The organism is Edwardsiella tarda ATCC 15947 = NBRC 105688 (assembly GCF_003113495.2).
GTDB lineage: Bacteria > Pseudomonadota > Gammaproteobacteria > Enterobacterales > Enterobacteriaceae > Edwardsiella > Edwardsiella tarda.
The window spans coordinates 973,856-988,865 of sequence record NZ_CP084506.1; the positions used below are offsets into that span (position 1 = coordinate 973,856).

Here is a 15,010-nt window from a genome sequence, read left to right on the forward strand (position 1 = left end):
AACGCTTCATGCCGTCTTCGTCATGTCATGTGCCGTAATTAGGTAAACTCAGCAGCCACTTTCGTAAACCATTTTGCATTCCATATGGTTGACATGGTGTTTTGTCGTCTTACACTGAGCCGACGAGTTATCGACTTATCCGATGAGAGAGGCTGCCGTGGCAGAGAGACCGCATTCCGGGCGCTGGACGTTAGCGCAGGCGCAGGCGTTGTTCGAACACCCCCTATTAGAGCTGTTGTTTCAGGCACAGCAAGTCCACCGTCAACACTTTGACCCGCGTCAGGTACAGGTGAGCACCCTGCTGTCCATCAAGACCGGCGCCTGCCCGGAGGACTGCAAATATTGTCCGCAGAGCGCCCGTTACAAGACCGGCCTGGAGGCCGAGAGGTTGATGGAGGTGGAGCAAGTGTTGACGTCGGCGCGTCAGGCGCGCGCCGCCGGCTCGACCCGTTTTTGCATGGGAGCGGCGTGGAAGAATCCCCATGAGCGCGACATGCCCTACTTGGAGCAGATGGTACGTGGCGTCAAGGCGTTGGGGATGGAGGCCTGCATGACGCTGGGCGCGTTGAGCGCTAGCCAGGCGCAACGTCTGGCACAGGCGGGGCTGGATTACTACAACCATAACTTGGACACCTCGCCGGAGTACTACGCCAATATCATCACCACACGCCGTTATCAGGATCGCCTGGATACCTTAGCGCGCGTACGCGCCGCCGGGATCAAGGTGTGTTCCGGCGGGATCGTCGGACTGGGGGAGAGTGTGCGCGATCGCGCCGCCTTGTTGGTGGAGTTAGCCAACCTGCCGACGCCGCCGGAGAGCGTACCGATCAACATGCTGGTGAAGGTGGCGGGTACCCCGCTAGCGGATAATCCCGACGTCGAGCCGTTTGACTTCATCCGCACCATCGCCGCGGCGCGCATCATGATGCCGACCTCTTATGTGCGTCTCTCGGCCGGGCGTGAGCAGATGAACGAGCAGACTCAGGCGCTGTGCTTTATGGCGGGCGCCAACTCCATCTTCTATGGCTGCCGCTTGCTGACCACCCCCAACCCGGCGGAGGATCGCGATCGGCAGCTGTTCCGTAAGCTGGGGCTAAATCCACAGCAAACTCAGGTGGTTTATGGCGACAATCAGCAGCAGCAACAACTGGCCGAACAGGTGCTGCAGGCCGATAGCGATCTGTTCTATAACGCGGCGCGCTGATATGGGCTGGCAGACACGGCTTTCACAGGCATTGGCGGCGCGGCAGGCCGCCGACGCCTATCGGCGGCGTACGGTACGCGAGGCGTCGGGCGGGCGAGAGATCGTCATCGATGGGCGGCGTTATCTCAATTTTGCGGCTAACGACTACTTGGGACTGAGCCAGCATCCGGCGCCGATCGCCGCCTGGCAGCAGGGGCTGGCACGCTACGGTAGCGGCTCCGGGGGCTCTGCCCATGTCACCGGTCAAACGACGGCGCATGCGGCGTTAGAGGCAGAGCTGGCCGATTGGCTCGGTTATCCGCGTGCGCTGCTGTTCATCTCCGGCTTCGCCGCGAATCAGGCGCTGATCCTGGCGTTGATGCAGCGTCAGGATCGGGTGTTAGCGGACAAACTGAGTCACGCCTCACTGATGGAGGCGGCCATGTTGGCACCGAGTGCGTTACGTCGCTTCCAACACAACCAGCCCGATTCGCTGGCACGGTTGCTCGCTAGCCCACATGAGGGAGAGAGCTTAGTGGTGACCGAGGGGATCTTCAGCATGGATGGCGATAGCGCGCCGTTGGCCGCGCTGCGCACCCTGTGCGATCGCCACGCGGCCTGGCTGATGGTGGACGACGCGCATGGCGTCGGGGTCTGTGGCCGCGAGGGGCGCGGAAGTTGCGACGCCCAAGGGGTACGTCCCGATCTGCTGATTGTCACCTTCGGCAAGGCTTTCGGCATCAGTGGTGCGGCGCTGTTGTGTAGTGAGCCATTGGCGGAGTACCTGTTGCAGTTCGCCCGTCACCTCATCTACAGCACCAGCATGCCGCCGGCGCAGGCTTGCGCCCTCCGGGCCGCCCTACAGGTGGTGCGCCAGGCTGACTCGGCGCGGGCACGGCTGGCGGGCCACGTGGCGCGCCTACGCCAGGCCTTGGCTGGTGGGCGTTGGCGTCTGACGGACTCCCATAGCGCCATTCAACCGCTGATCGTCGGGGAGAACCAAGCGGCGCTGGCGCTGGCGCAACGCTTACGTGCGCGCGGCCTGTGGGTGTGCGCCATGCGTCCACCGACCGTACCGCCGGGCAGCGCTCGCCTGCGCATCACCTTGAGCGCGGCGCATCGGACGCAGGATATCGAACGCCTGCTGGAGGCGCTCGATGACGCTGACGCATGAGTGGGTGAATAAACCGGCGGTGGCGGCGGCCTTTAGTCGCGCCGCTCACGGCTATGAGGAATCGGCGGCGTTTCAGCGTCACAGCGGCGAACGTCTACTGGCCCTGCTGGAGGGGCGTGCCGAGGGGCAGACGGCCTTGGATGTGGGCTGTGGCACCGGCTATTTTAGCCGGCGTCTGACGGCCTACGACTATCGTGTCACCGCACTCGATCTGGCGCCCGGAATGTTGGCACAGGCGCGGCGCTTGGACAGCGCACAGCACTATCTATTGGCCGATATGGAGCATCTGCCGCTGGCCGATGAGTGCGTGGATCTCTGCTTCTGTAACCTGGCGATACAGTGGTGCGCCTCGTTGCCCCGGGCACTGGGCGAATTGATGCGCGTGACGCGGCCTGGGGGGCGGGTGCTGTTTACCACCTTGGCCGCCGGTTCGTTACAGGAGCTGGATAGCGCCTGGCGGCAGGTGGATGGTCGGCAACACGTCAACCGCTTTCTGCGCCATGAGCAGATCGCGGCGGCCTGCGCGCCCTATCGCCACTGCCTGACGATGCATACGCTGCGTTATCACTTTCCCGATGTCATGGCGCTGATGCGCTCGCTGAAAGGGATCGGTGCCACCCATCTGCATGCCGGGCGCAGCGGCGGATTGAACGGACGCCAGCATCTGGCGCGTCTGGCGCAGTGCTATCCACGCGAAGCACAGGGCGTGGCGTTGAGTTATCAACTAGTGGTAGGAGAATTGACGCGTGACTAGTCGTACTCAGAGTTGGTTTATTACCGGCACCGATACCGATGTGGGCAAGACGGTGGTCAGCGCGGCGCTGCTGCAGGCGGCGGCGCGGTATGGCCTGCGTTGCGCCGGTTATAAGCCGGTCGCCTCCGGTAGTGAGTGGCGGCCGGAGGGGCTACGTAATGCCGACGCCCTCGCCTTGCAGGCCGCCTCAAGCCTGGCGCTGCGTTACCAGGAGGTGAATCCTTATACCTTCGCCGAAGCGACCTCGCCCCATATTGTCAGCGCGGCGCAGGGTGTGGACATCGATCCGCGTTGCCTCAGCGCCGGTTTACATGCCCTACAGCATCGGGCGCAGTGGGTCGTGGTGGAAGGGGCGGGCGGCTGGTTTACGCCGCTGAGTCGGGATTATGGTTTCGATCAGTGGGTGGTAGCGGAGCGCTTGCCGGTGATCCTGGTGGTCGGGGTGAAGTTGGGCTGCATCAATCACGCCTTGCTGAGCGCGCGAGCCATCGCGGCCGCCGGCTTACCATTGGTCGCTTGGGTGGCCAATCAGATCCAGCCTCCCGGTCGGCGCCATGCGGAGTATTTGGCGACCCTGAAACAGGGACTCCCGGCGCCCTGTCTGGGGGAGATCCCCTTCGATCCGGCGCAGGACAGCCAGGCGCGTGCCGCCTACTTGGATCTGACGCCCCTGCTCGACGCCGGGGATGCACGTCTCTCCCTCGCTCGCACGCAACGCTAATGTGGCGTTGCACCTCACCTTATAACTCTAATTTAGATTGTTTGTAATTTTTTAATCGATATATTCGTTTAATAAACCAATCACCCCGGGTAGGCGAAAAAAAATCGCCTGCCTCGCACAGCCGCTCTCCTGCGGGGCGCGCGAAGTTATCCACTATTCCTGTGGATAACCTTGTGTATTAGGTTTAGAAAACCGACGCAAAGCCAGTATCTATGCGGCTTCCACTTAACCCGCTCGGATTCTCGTCTTTGCAATGATTTCCTTTTATATCAAATAATTAAGCAAAAGCAAGGTGGCGGGGGATTTTCGTCTGTGCCGGGGCGTCCCCCTTGACAACGCGAGGGGGGCGGGAATGCCCCCTCGCCACGCCGGAATGGGGATAAATGTCATTTTAGCGTGACAGTTGTGAGTGAAATGTGAATGTTTGCACCAGCGATGTGGCTGGCTATTTTAAGCGGGGGGGCCATCCAGTAACATGATGGGTTCACGCGATGATTCGGCGGGTGAGGTGCGGCGCTTCCGTCGGCATTCTGCCGCCGCACAAGCTATGGGGTAGCGAGCCATGAGTAAGACCTTCAAACTGCATTCCGCCTTTCAGCCCTCCGGCGATCAGCCCGAGGCGATTCGTCGCCTGGAGGCGGGGTTGGAGGATGGACTGGCGCATCAGACGCTGTTGGGTGTGACCGGCTCGGGGAAGACCTTCACCATCGCCAACGTGATCGCCGATCTCAATCGACCGACCATGGTGATGGCGCCCAACAAGACGCTGGCCGCCCAATTGTATGGTGAGATGAAGCAGTTCTTTCCCGACAACGCGGTCGAATATTTCGTCTCCTACTATGACTATTACCAGCCGGAAGCCTATGTCCCCAGCTCCGATACCTTCATCGAGAAGGATGCCTCGGTCAACGAACATATCGAGCAGATGCGACTCTCGGCCACCAAGGCGCTGCTAGAGCGGCGCGATGTGGTGGTGGTCGCCTCGGTCTCGGCGATCTATGGCTTGGGTGATCCCGATCTCTATCTGAAGATGATGTTGCATCTGACCCAGGGCATGCTGATCGATCAGCGCGCGATTCTGCGTCGTCTCTCGGAGCTGCAATACACCCGCAATGATCAGGCGTTTGCGCGCGGCACCTTTCGGGTGCGCGGCGAGGTGATCGATATTTTCCCCGCCGAGGCGGAGGATCAGGCGTTGCGGGTCGAGTTGTTCGACGAGGAGGTGGAACGTCTGTCGTTGTTCGATCCGCTCACCGGGCAACTGCTGCGTACCGTGCAACGCTTCACCGTCTATCCGAAGACCCATTACGTGACTCCGCGTGAACGTATCCTGCAGGCGATGGAGGAGATTCGGGGCGAGTTGGCGCAGCGCCGTCAGGTGTTGTTGGCCAACAACAAGCTGTTGGAAGAGCAGCGTCTGAGTCAACGCACCCAGTTCGATCTGGAGATGATGAATGAGCTGGGATACTGCTCGGGGATCGAGAACTATTCACGTTACCTCTCTGGGCGTGGGCCGGGCGAGCCACCGCCCACGCTGTTCGATTACCTGCCGGCAGACGGCTTGCTGGTGATCGACGAGTCGCATGTCACCATTCCGCAGATCGGGGGCATGTACCGCGGTGATCGGGCGCGCAAGGAGACGCTGGTCGAGTATGGCTTCCGTCTGCCCTCGGCGCTGGATAATCGCCCGCTGCGCTTCGAGGAGTTCGAGGCGTTGGCGCCGCAGACGATCTACGTCTCGGCAACGCCGGGCAACTACGAGCTGGAGAGGTCGGGCGGCGAGGTGATCGACCAGGTGGTGCGGCCGACGGGGCTGCTCGATCCGCAGATCGAGGTGCGCCCGGTGGCGACCCAGGTGGATGATCTGCTGTCGGAGATCAACCAGCGCGCCGCCATCGGTGAGCGGGTCTTGGTGACCACTCTGACCAAACGTATGGCGGAAGATCTGACGGAGTATCTGGAGGAGCATGGCGTGCGGGTGCGCTACCTGCATTCCGATATCGATACCGTTGAGCGCATGGAGATCATCCGCGATCTGCGTCTGGGCGAGTTCGACGCCCTGGTAGGCATCAACTTACTGCGCGAAGGCTTGGACATGCCGGAGGTCTCCTTGGTGGCGATCCTGGATGCCGACAAGGAGGGCTTTCTGCGCTCCGAACGCTCGCTGATCCAGACTATCGGCCGCGCGGCGCGCAACCTGAACGGTAAGGCGATCCTGTATGGCGATAGCATTACGCCGTCGATGGCGCGGGCGATCGGCGAGACGGAGCGGCGACGTGAGCGCCAGCAGGCGTTTAACCTGGCCCATGGCATCGTCCCACAGGCGTTGAACAAGAAGGTGACCGATATCCTACAACTGGGCGATGCCGCGACGCGCGGGCGCGGTAAGGGAACGCGCGGGCAACGTGCCGCCGAGCCGCAGCGGGCCTACAGCGGCCTCTCCGCCAAACAGCTCGAACAGCAGATCCAGCGTCTGGAGAGCCAGATGTACCAGCATGCGCAGAACCTGGAGTTCGAACAGGCTGCCGCGTTACGTGACGAAATTCACCAGCTGCGCGAACAGTTCAAGACGGCGCCATAACGCCGTCGCTTTTGCTTGCCCGGCGGCCATAAGGCCGTTAGGGTAGGCGCCTTTCATGCCAAGCGGATAACCCCTATGCACACATCACGCGATCCTCTGCACGGGATCACCCTCGAAGCTCTCCTCACCGCGCTGGTGGCGCGTTATGGCTGGCCGGAATTGGGGCGTCGTATCGCCATCAATTGCTTCCTAAGCGATCCCAGCATCAAGTCGAGCCTCAAGTTTTTACGTCGTACCCCTTGGGCGCGCGCCAAGGTGGAGGCGCTCTATCTGGCGTCGTTGCAGGATGACGCGGCCGACGCTTCGACGCCGTGGGAGGGTTGGCGCCGACGTAGCGACGACGAGTGAGGGGCCGCGCCCGCGTTGCGGGCGGCACAGGAACTCAGTACTATCTGCGCCGCTATCCACGAGGGGAAAGGTATGCCGAAAGTAAAACGGGTGCTGCTGGCGCCGATGGAAGGGGTGCTTGACGCCCTGGTGCGCGAGCTGCTGAGCGAAGTGAATGACTACGATCTGTGTATCACCGAGTTTGTGCGGGTGGTGGATCGTCTGTTGCCGGAGAAGGTGTTCTACCGTCTCTGTCCGGAGTTGCATCGTCACAGTCGTACCCGCAGCGGCACCCCGGTGCGTATTCAACTGTTGGGTCAGTCACCGCACTGGCTGGCGGAGAATGCCCAGCGCGCGGTCGCGCTGGGATCGCCCGGCGTCGACTTCAATTGTGGTTGCCCCTCGAAGGCGGTCAATGGCAGCGGCGGCGGTGCCACGCTGCTGAAGGATCCCGCGCAGATCTACGCCGGGGTGTTGGCGATGCGTCAGGCCGTACCGGCGGCGTTGCCGGTCACGGTCAAGGTGCGTCTGGGCTGGGAGAGTGCCAGCCAGCGTTTTGAGATCGCCGATGCGGCACAGCAGGCGGGGGCGACGGAGCTGGTGGTGCATGGGCGTACCAAGGAGGATGGGTATCGCGCCGATCGTATCGACTGGGCGGCGATCGGGGAGATCCGCCAGCGCTTAACCATCCCGGTGATCGCCAACGGTGAGATCTGGGATTATGCCAGCGCTCAGGCCTGCCTGGCACAGACCGGCTGCGACGCCGTGATGATCGGGCGTGGGGCGTTGAATATCCCAAATCTGAGTCGGGTGGTGAAGGATAACGCCGCGCCGATGGCGTGGCCGGAGGTGGTAGCGCTGTTGCAGCGTTACGTCCGTCTGGAGAAGCAGGGTGATACCGGTTTGTATCATGTCGCCCGCATTAAGCAGTGGCTCAGCTACCTGCGCAAGGTCTATCCCGAGGCGGAGACGCTGTTTCGTCAGGTGCGGCCACTGATGGCGACACCGGCGATCGCGGCGCACATCGACGCGCTGTCGGGCCAGGTGTAAGCGCCTCTCGCTCGGCGGCGGCCCGCCATGACTCGGTGAGCGGCGACTCGCGCCGCCTCTGCCGTTAGTCGTCAACGCCTGCCCGGCGTCCCAGCCGGGCGATCAGGCGAATGTAAACCAACTCACTCAGCAATTCTACCAGGGTCTGGCTGACGATCACCGCCGGTAGGAGCGGCAGCGCGCCCGGTATGGCGAGCGCGAGCGGGAGTACCACCAGCGAATTGCGCGTGGCGGCGCTGAAGGCGATGGCGCGGCCTTGAAGGGCATCGAGACGCCAGAGGCGCGCCATGCCCCAGCCGATCAGCGGTGCGACGGCGGCGAACAACAGATAAATTGGCATACTCTGTAGGGCGGCGTCTGCCGCAGCCTCCAGGTGCGTGAGCGTGCTCGCTACGACAACCCATAACACCAATGCACAACTCGGTACCGGCAATAGCGCAAGGCCGTGGGCGATGGCCTGCCCGCGTCGACTGCGACGGCATAGGGTTTGCGTCAGCGCCGCCAGACACAGTGGCAATACGACTAACTGAAGGAATGCCGTGATAAACGGGGTGGGCTGAATGTGTTGCGCGGCTTGCGCGCCGAGGAACAGATGCAGGTAGAGCGGCAGCAACACCATTTGCAGCATGAGCAGCAGAGGGGTCGCGGCAAGGAGTGGACGCACATCGGCGCGTCCGAGTTGCGCGAAGGGCACCACATAGTCGATGCAGGGGGTTAAGAGCACCAGGAGGATACCGAGGCGTAACAGCGGTTGGTTGGGTAGCAGCGGGAGCAGCAGGGCGAGCAGCAGTGGGATCAATAAAAACTGGGTCAGTAGCAACGCCGCCAGGAAGCGGGGCTGGCGCAATGCTCGTCCCAGTTCTCCAAGCGGTAACGGCAAGAAGGTCGCGTAGAGCATCAATGCCAAGGCGAGGGAGATGGCCTGGCTAGAGGGGGCGTGGGTCGGTAACGTGAGGCCTTGTAGGATCGCCAATAGGATGGCGGCAAGATAGAGGGCGATCTGCCGGCGTTCTAGCCATTCTCTGCTGAGGGACATTGCGCAGCGAGTCCGTTAGTGATTTAGGGCGGCGTATCATAGCGTTAATGTGGCCAATTAAAAATCCCAGCCTGAGTGGGGGAATCGGGGAGACGGACGCCCCCCGACTCCCTGAGCCGCGGCTTAGTGACGTACCAGGCGAAAATCCATCAGGCGGTTACCCAATAGCGCCAGCGCCAGGCCGAGGAGGATCAGCAGTAGGCTATAGAGCTGTACGGCGCTCAGCGGGGTGGCAAAGACGATCTCATCGGCGGCCAACGCGATTAACGGGATCAGCAGGGTAAAGGGCATCAAGTAGCCGGTGTGGTTGCGTCTTAGCAAGCGTCCCCAGATGGCATAGGCCAGATGGGTAGCGATGTAGGCCAGATAGAGCAGTGCTAGCAGGGTGGTGAGATCGATCCCACGCAGGGCCGTTAGCGTAGCCTGTCCCCCGTCGAAGAGCCAGGCGGCGAGGAAGAACGGCAGGATCGGCGCCAACGCCGCCCAGGCGATCAAAGCCGGTAACGATCCCTGGATGCTGTCACGGATGCGTAGGCGTTGCAGCAGATTACCCAGCGCCAGGCAGAGGGCGGCCCCCAGCGCGAATAAGATGGCGCCATCAGGCAGAGAGAGGCCATCGGCACCCTGGTGTAACAGTAAGGCCACACCGGCGAAGACGAACAGGAGGGCGAGGATCTGGCTGGCGCGGATGCGCTCGCCGAACAGGAGGGTGCCCAGCAACACGGTAAATAGCAGTTGCAGTTGCAGCAGCATGGCGGCCACTCCGGCGCTGAGGCCACCATGCAGGGCGAAAAACAGGAAGGCGAATTGGCCGAAGCCAATCAGCAGGCCATACAGGATCAGGGTGTGCGCCGCGAGGGCCGGGCGCGGCAGGAGGAAGATGGCGGGCAGCGCCAATAACAGACAACGCAGGCCACCCAGTAGCAGCGGCGAGAGTTGTTGCAGCCCGAGTTGCATCGCCACAAAGCTGACGCCCCAGATCGCGACCACCAACAGCGCCAGCAGGGTATCTTTCAGCCCCATAATGCCTCCCTCATCTTGTCGTTTCATTCCCGAGCGGCGGTGCGGCGACCGTGGCCGTTTTGCCGTTTATCTCACTGATAAAACAACTATAGTCAATGCCATCTGTTCGTGTGTTTTTTCCCCTGTACGGCGGCGATAATTTTGAATGTCTGTGGTACGCCGCGCCATTCACATACGGAAACATTTTTATTTTTGCCGCCTTTCCAGCGAGCGATTAGGCTGTGTGCCGCCGCGCCCAGCGCGCCGCCAGCGTCTATACTGTATCGGCGCGTGTGCAGAGCACGGTAGCCGCTAATGCCATGATGGACATGCCTTTTCGGCTCACAATTCCCGCCGGGTGGGACACTGTTGGTCACCCGTACGGCGGGCTTCCCGGCGCATACCGGGCCATTCCCTAGCGAGATTAATGAAGAAACATGGTTGTTACACTCCGTTATTCCCTATTAAGTCTACTGATCCTGGGTGGCAGTCTGACCGCCTTGCCGACGGCGCAGGCCAGTGACAACACGCCCTCCGCGCAACAGCGTGCGCCGTTGGCGCTGGCGTCGGGCAGCGCCATGGTGATGGATTTGAATACGCATCAGGTGATCTACGCCAGCCATCCCGATGTGCAGGTGCCGATCGCCTCGATTACCAAGTTGATGACGGCGATGGTAGCGTTGGATGCCCATCCTGATCTCAACGAGGTGATCGCGGTCGATATCCGTCATACCAAGGAGCTAAAGGGGGTCTTCTCGCGGGTGCGGGTCGGCAGTGAGCAGACGCGTCGTGAGATGTTGCTATTGGCGTTGATGTCGTCGGAAAACCGCGCCGCCGCGACGTTGGCGCATCATTATCCCGGCGGCTACGATGCCTTCATTCGCGCCATGAATGCTAAGGCACGGGCATTGGGCATGACGCGTACCCACTACGTCGAACCGACCGGCCTCTCGCCGCTGAACGTGTCGAGTGCCCGTGATTTGGTCAAGTTGCTACAGGCGACGAAGCGCTATCCGTTGATCAGTGAGCTGAGTACGACGGAGACCCAGAGCGTGACCTTCCGTCATCCGACCTATACGGAGACCTTTAACAACACCAACCATCTGTTACGCAATGACAAGTGGGACATCGCGCTGACCAAAACCGGTTTTACTAATCAGGCGGGGCACTGCCTGGCGATGCGTACGGTGATCGGCGGGCGTCCGGTGGCGCTGGTGGTGTTGGATGCCTTCGGTAAGTATACCCATTTCGCCGATGCTAACCGTCTGCGCGAATGGATGCTGACGGGCAAGGCGTCGCCGGTACCGGCGGCGGCGCTAAGCTACAAACAGCAGAAGAATCTGGGCCAGCGTCTGGCCGAAAATTAAGGCGTATCGCCCCATAATGGGGTGATGTGCTAGCGTTTTCCACGTGCGCCTGAGGGCGCACGACTTTTTGATCGTCGCGTCTTATGATACAGAGCGCGATCCCCGCAAGAAGGAGGTAGAGGGTGGCCGGTAGTAGTCTATTAACCCTGATCGATGATATTGCCTCGTTACTCGACGATGTGGCCTTGATGAGTAAGGTCGCGGCGCGCAAGACCGCCGGCGTGTTAGGCGACGATCTGGCGCTTAACGCGCAACAGGTGAGTGGCGTGAATGCCGATCGCGAACTGCCGGTCGTGTGGGCAGTGGCGCGCGGCTCCTTGCTAAATAAGGCGATTTTGGTGCCCTTGGCCCTGTTGATCAGTGCCGTGGCACCCTGGCTGATTACACCGTTGCTGATGTTGGGCGGCGCCTTCTTGTGCTACGAGGGTGCGGAGAAGCTGGTGCATAAGTGTTTACCGCGGGAACTCGACGCGGCGGAGGAGCCGGCGCTGCCAGAGGGAGATAGCGTCGCCTATGAGCGGAGTAAGGTGAAGGGCGCGATCCGCACCGACTTTATCCTCTCCGCCGAGATCGTTGCCATTACCCTGGGGACGGTGGCGAGCGCGCCTTTCATGCAACAAGTGTTGGTGTTATGCGGCATTGCCTTGGTGATGACCCTCGGGGTTTACGGCCTGGTTGCGTTGATCGTGAAACTGGATGATGCCGGCTTGTGGCTTTGCGCGCGCCGAGGGCGTCTGGCGCGTGGTGTGGGGCGAGGGATCTTGCGGGCGGCGCCCTGGTTGATGCGTCTACTGTCGGTAGCGGGGACGATCGCCATGTTCATGGTGGGCGGGGGCATCGTGGTGCATGGCTTGCCTTGGGTTCATCATGGCATCCTCGCCTTGAGCCAGTCGGTGGGGGCATTACCGACCTTGGGGGCGCTATTCGGCGGCATCGCTCCCTCGTTGCTGGCGATGGTGTTTGGCCTGCTGTTGGGGGTATTGATTGTGGGGTTGCTCCTTGGCGGGCAGCGTCTCCTGCGTCGTTGACGGAGGACGGCGGTAGCAGTCTGCCGCCGCCGCTCTCCTCTCTCCTCTTTGCGTTTCTCTTTTCGTTGGTATGCTTAATATCTCCTTGTTTTATTTTCGTATCCTTGCGTAGGTGCTGGAAAGGTATTAGCGTTTTCGTCCATATCCTAGCGAGAGATGTGTGAAAACAGAGGTGGGGTAATGGATTTAACGCTTGCTTTCCCCGGGTAATATTTGGATAAATAGCTGCCAAAGCGTTGTTGAGGGGGGAAGCGTGTTTAAGCACAAGCCTTGTCGTACCTTTATGCCGTTTCCAACGGGAAGTGCCGCGTTTTTCTCTCATCCGCTTTTATTTGTTTTTTATTTCATTTTTTGCGTAAGTTAACGAAGAATGTTGCTTTCGTTTGCTACTATGTAGCGTGTACAGCCTGATGGCGGAGAGCGGTGATATGTGCTGATTGTCGCTGCTATCGATGGCGCTCTCCTGCAAGCGGATAGACCGCGCCTGTCACCACGCGGGTGACGTCCCAGTTAGGTTGTTGCTAGGCTAGCTTTGAAAGTTGATGGTAGTTATTCGAAAGTTTGTGAAAGCAATCATGTTTTTCGGTTGTTTATGTTGAAAGCAATCGTAATGTTATTAATCTTAGGTCGAGGCCAGTTGAAGCCCGCTTCAACCGGTTTCGTAAGGGGACAAAAGTGAAAGCGGCAGCAATCGAAAGGCGTATGGAAATCTTCAACGTGGTGACCTCCCAAGGGAAAGCCCGCGTCGAGGAGTTAGCCGCAAGATTTAACGTCTCAAGCGTCACCATCCGCAGTGACCTGACCTTTCTGGAGGAGAACGGCTATATCGTGCGTTCGCATGGTGCGGCCATCCCGAATACCGGGGTGATTGCCGAACTGAGTGTCCACGAGAAGCGCCACCGTAATAGCGGTGTGAAATCCCAGATCGGTCTGGCGGCGGCCAAGCTGATTCACAGCGGTGACGCGGTGATTCTGGATTCTGGTACGACGACCCGTGAGATCGCAGGGCACCTACGGGGCCTCGAAAACGTGGTGGTCATGACTAACGGTCTGGATGTCGCCGTGGAGCTCGTCTCCTCACCGGGTATCGAAGTGGTGTGTACCGGTGGGGTGTTACGTAAGAGCGCAATGTCTTTTTCAGGTTCGCAGGCCGAAGCCTGCTTGAAAAACTTCTGTTTCGACAAGGTTTTTCTCGGGGTGGATGGATTCGATCTGCGAGCGGGTATCACTACGCACAATGAGCAGGAAGCGAGTCTTAACCGCTTGATGTGCGAGATCTCCGATCAGGTGATCGCCGTTGCCGACTCGACCAAGTTCGGCAAGCGCGGCTACCACATGATTCGGGATTTTACGGATATCGATATCCTGGTGACGGATTCCGGGGTGCCCGATGAATATGTCGAGCGTCTGCGGGAAGCCCACGTCGAAGTGATTATCGCTGAAAAAGAGAAGTGACGCGCTGACTCCACGGTAAACCGGTCCGTGTTTATTGTGGAGTTATTTTGATGCATCTGTTAGCGCAACTCGTTCAGCGTCACAAGGCCGGTGAGCCGGTCGGTATCTATTCAGTCTGTTCCGCTCATCCGTTGGTTATCGAAGCCGCGATGGAGCAGGCACTGCAGGATGATTCTCTCCTGCTGATCGAAGCCACCTCCAACCAGGTGGATCAATTTGGCGGTTATACCGGGATGACCCCGGCCGATTTCCGCGATTATGTGTGCCGTCAGGCCGATCTGCTGCAATTCCCACTCGCTCGTCTGATCCTCGGTGGTGACCATCTCGGTCCCAACCGTTGGCAGCATCTGCCCGCCGCCGAGGCGATGGCGCATGCCGATACCCTGATCGCCGCCTATGTGGCCGCCGGTTTCCAAAAAATCCACCTCGATTGCAGCATGTCTTGCGCCGATGATCCGGTGCCGTTGAGCGATGCCATCGTCGCCGAGCGTGCCGCCCGTCTGGCGGCCGTCGCCGAACGCAGCGCACGCGATCACTTCGGTCGCAGTCAGCTGGTGTATGTGATCGGTACCGAAGTCCCGGTGCCGGGCGGCGCTAAGGAGCATATCGACACGCTGGAGGTGACCTTACCGCAGGCGGCGCGTCAGACCATCGAATGTCACCGTGAAGCCTTTGCGCGGGCCGGCGTCGCCGACTGCTGGGAGCGAGTGATCGGCCTGGTGGTACAGCCGGGCGTCGAGTTTGACCATACCGGGGTGATCGACTTCCGTCCGCAGCAGGCGCAGGCGCTTAGCCAAGTCCTGGAGGATTACCCACACCAGGTGTTCGAGGCGCACTCGACCGATTATCAGACCGATCGCGCCTATCGTGAGTTGGTGGACAACCATTTCGCCATTCTCAAGGTCGGCCCGGCCCTGACCTTCGCCCTGCGAGAGGCGCTGTTTAACCTGTGCCATATCGAAGAAGAGATGTATGCGCCGGAACAGTGCTCCGGTCTACGCCAGGCCATTGAGAAAGCCATGCTGGAGGCGCCGCAGAACTGGCAGAAATATTACAGCGGTAGCGAAGAGCAGGTCCGTTTTGCCCGTCGTTACAGCTTTAGCGATCGCATCCGCTACTACTGGCCGACACCCGCGGTCCAGGAAGCGCAGCAGAAGCTGTTCGACAACCTGACCCTGGCACCGATTCCGTACCCGCTGCTCAGCCAGTATCTGCCGCGTGAATTCACCGCCGTGCGCGAAGGTCAGCTGACACTGCAACCCGAGGCGTTGGTTAAGGCGCACGTTAAACACATTTTATCCGGCTACGCGCAGGCCTGCCTGCGCAACTAAT

13 protein-coding genes are annotated in these 15,010 nt (G+C 60.5%); 11 read left to right on the forward strand and 2 right to left on the reverse strand.

Features of this window, described 5'->3' with window-relative positions; genetic code table 11:
- Positions 1 to 142 precede the first annotated feature (142 nt).
- From bioB to dusC, 7 genes are all read left to right on the forward strand, one after another.
- Complete coding sequence (gene bioB, locus DCL27_RS04530; RefSeq protein WP_370555537.1) at positions 143 to 1,204, forward strand: biotin synthase BioB; 1,062 nt, start codon at positions 143 to 145, stop codon at positions 1,202 to 1,204.
- A gap of 1 nt (position 1,205) precedes the next feature.
- A complete protein-coding gene (gene bioF, locus DCL27_RS04535; protein ID WP_035600721.1) occupies positions 1,206 to 2,357 on the forward strand; it encodes an 8-amino-7-oxononanoate synthase in 1,152 nt (383 codons plus the stop codon).
- Positions 2,341 to 3,111, forward strand: a complete 771-nt coding sequence (bioC, locus tag DCL27_RS04540) for a malonyl-ACP O-methyltransferase BioC (RefSeq protein WP_035600723.1) — start codon at positions 2,341 to 2,343, stop codon at positions 3,109 to 3,111. Before bioF ends, bioC begins: the two co-directional genes overlap by 17 nt.
- The gene (bioD, locus tag DCL27_RS04545) at positions 3,104 to 3,832 is read left to right on the forward strand and encodes a dethiobiotin synthase (protein WP_035600726.1); all 729 of its coding nucleotides are present in this window, start codon (positions 3,104 to 3,106) and stop codon (positions 3,830 to 3,832) included. Before bioC ends, bioD begins: the two co-directional genes overlap by 8 nt.
- A gap of 562 nt (positions 3,833 to 4,394) precedes the next feature.
- Positions 4,395 to 6,413, forward strand: a complete 2,019-nt coding sequence (gene uvrB / locus DCL27_RS04550) for an excinuclease ABC subunit UvrB (RefSeq protein WP_005294350.1) — start codon at positions 4,395 to 4,397, stop codon at positions 6,411 to 6,413.
- Positions 6,414 to 6,488: 75 nt separating this feature from the next.
- Positions 6,489 to 6,761 carry a VF530 family protein gene (locus DCL27_RS04555; protein WP_035600729.1) on the forward strand — a complete coding sequence of 91 codons (273 nt, stop codon included), beginning with the start codon at positions 6,489 to 6,491 and terminating at the stop codon, positions 6,759 to 6,761.
- A gap of 72 nt (positions 6,762 to 6,833) precedes the next feature.
- Entirely contained in the window at positions 6,834 to 7,790 is a 957-nt protein-coding gene (dusC, locus tag DCL27_RS04560) for a tRNA dihydrouridine(16) synthase DusC (protein ID WP_035600732.1), read from the forward strand.
- Between the two features lie 64 nt (positions 7,791 to 7,854).
- On the opposite strand, the gene DCL27_RS04565 is transcribed toward dusC, so the two are convergent.
- Positions 7,855 to 8,826, reverse strand: coding sequence for an arsenic resistance protein (locus tag DCL27_RS04565; protein WP_035600735.1), 972 nt, complete (start codon positions 8,824 to 8,826; stop codon positions 7,855 to 7,857).
- Between the two features lie 123 nt (positions 8,827 to 8,949).
- A complete protein-coding gene (locus tag DCL27_RS04570) occupies positions 8,950 to 9,849 on the reverse strand; it encodes an EamA family transporter (RefSeq protein WP_005294358.1) in 900 nt (299 codons plus the stop codon).
- 416 nt (positions 9,850 to 10,265) lie between these two features.
- On the opposite strand from DCL27_RS04570, the gene pbpG reads away from it, so the two are divergent.
- The 4 genes from pbpG to kbaZ all read left to right on the forward strand — a co-directional run bounded on the left by pbpG (position 10,266) and on the right by kbaZ (position 15,009).
- Positions 10,266 to 11,195: a D-alanyl-D-alanine endopeptidase gene (gene pbpG, locus DCL27_RS04575; protein ID WP_005288777.1), complete on the forward strand. Its 930-nt coding sequence runs from the start codon at positions 10,266 to 10,268 to the stop codon at positions 11,193 to 11,195.
- A gap of 122 nt (positions 11,196 to 11,317) precedes the next feature.
- On the forward strand, positions 11,318 to 12,223 hold the full coding sequence (locus tag DCL27_RS04580; RefSeq protein ID WP_035600738.1) for a DUF808 domain-containing protein: 906 nt from the start codon (positions 11,318 to 11,320) through the stop codon (positions 12,221 to 12,223).
- A gap of 675 nt (positions 12,224 to 12,898) precedes the next feature.
- Positions 12,899 to 13,678: a transcriptional repressor AgaR gene (gene agaR, locus DCL27_RS04585; RefSeq protein ID WP_005294363.1), complete on the forward strand. Its 780-nt coding sequence runs from the start codon at positions 12,899 to 12,901 to the stop codon at positions 13,676 to 13,678.
- 50 nt (positions 13,679 to 13,728) lie between these two features.
- Entirely contained in the window at positions 13,729 to 15,009 is a 1,281-nt protein-coding gene (gene kbaZ / locus DCL27_RS04590; RefSeq protein WP_035600741.1) for a tagatose-bisphosphate aldolase subunit KbaZ, read from the forward strand.
- The last annotated feature ends 1 nt before the right edge of the window (position 15,010 follow it).

Bases quoted from the DNA above. Each gene is read 5' to 3' on its own strand.
- pbpG (WP_005288777.1), top strand. From the start codon at position 10,266: ATGGTTGTTACACTCCGTTATTCCCTATTAAGTCTACTGATCCTGGGT.
- uvrB (WP_005294350.1), top strand. From the start codon at position 4,395: ATGAGTAAGACCTTCAAACTGCATTCCGCCTTTCAGCCCTCCGGCGAT.
- DCL27_RS04555 (WP_035600729.1), top strand. From the start codon at position 6,489: ATGCACACATCACGCGATCCTCTGCACGGGATCACCCTCGAAGCTCTC.
- bioC (WP_035600723.1), top strand. From the start codon at position 2,341: ATGACGCTGACGCATGAGTGGGTGAATAAACCGGCGGTGGCGGCGGCC.
- bioF (WP_035600721.1), top strand. From the start codon at position 1,206: ATGGGCTGGCAGACACGGCTTTCACAGGCATTGGCGGCGCGGCAGGCC.
- dusC (WP_035600732.1), top strand. From the start codon at position 6,834: ATGCCGAAAGTAAAACGGGTGCTGCTGGCGCCGATGGAAGGGGTGCTT.
- bioB (WP_370555537.1), top strand. From the start codon at position 143: ATGAGAGAGGCTGCCGTGGCAGAGAGACCGCATTCCGGGCGCTGGACG.
- DCL27_RS04565 (WP_035600735.1), bottom strand. From the start codon at position 8,826: ATGTCCCTCAGCAGAGAATGGCTAGAACGCCGGCAGATCGCCCTCTAT.
- kbaZ (WP_035600741.1), top strand. From the start codon at position 13,729: ATGCATCTGTTAGCGCAACTCGTTCAGCGTCACAAGGCCGGTGAGCCG.
- DCL27_RS04570 (WP_005294358.1), bottom strand. From the start codon at position 9,849: ATGGGGCTGAAAGATACCCTGCTGGCGCTGTTGGTGGTCGCGATCTGG.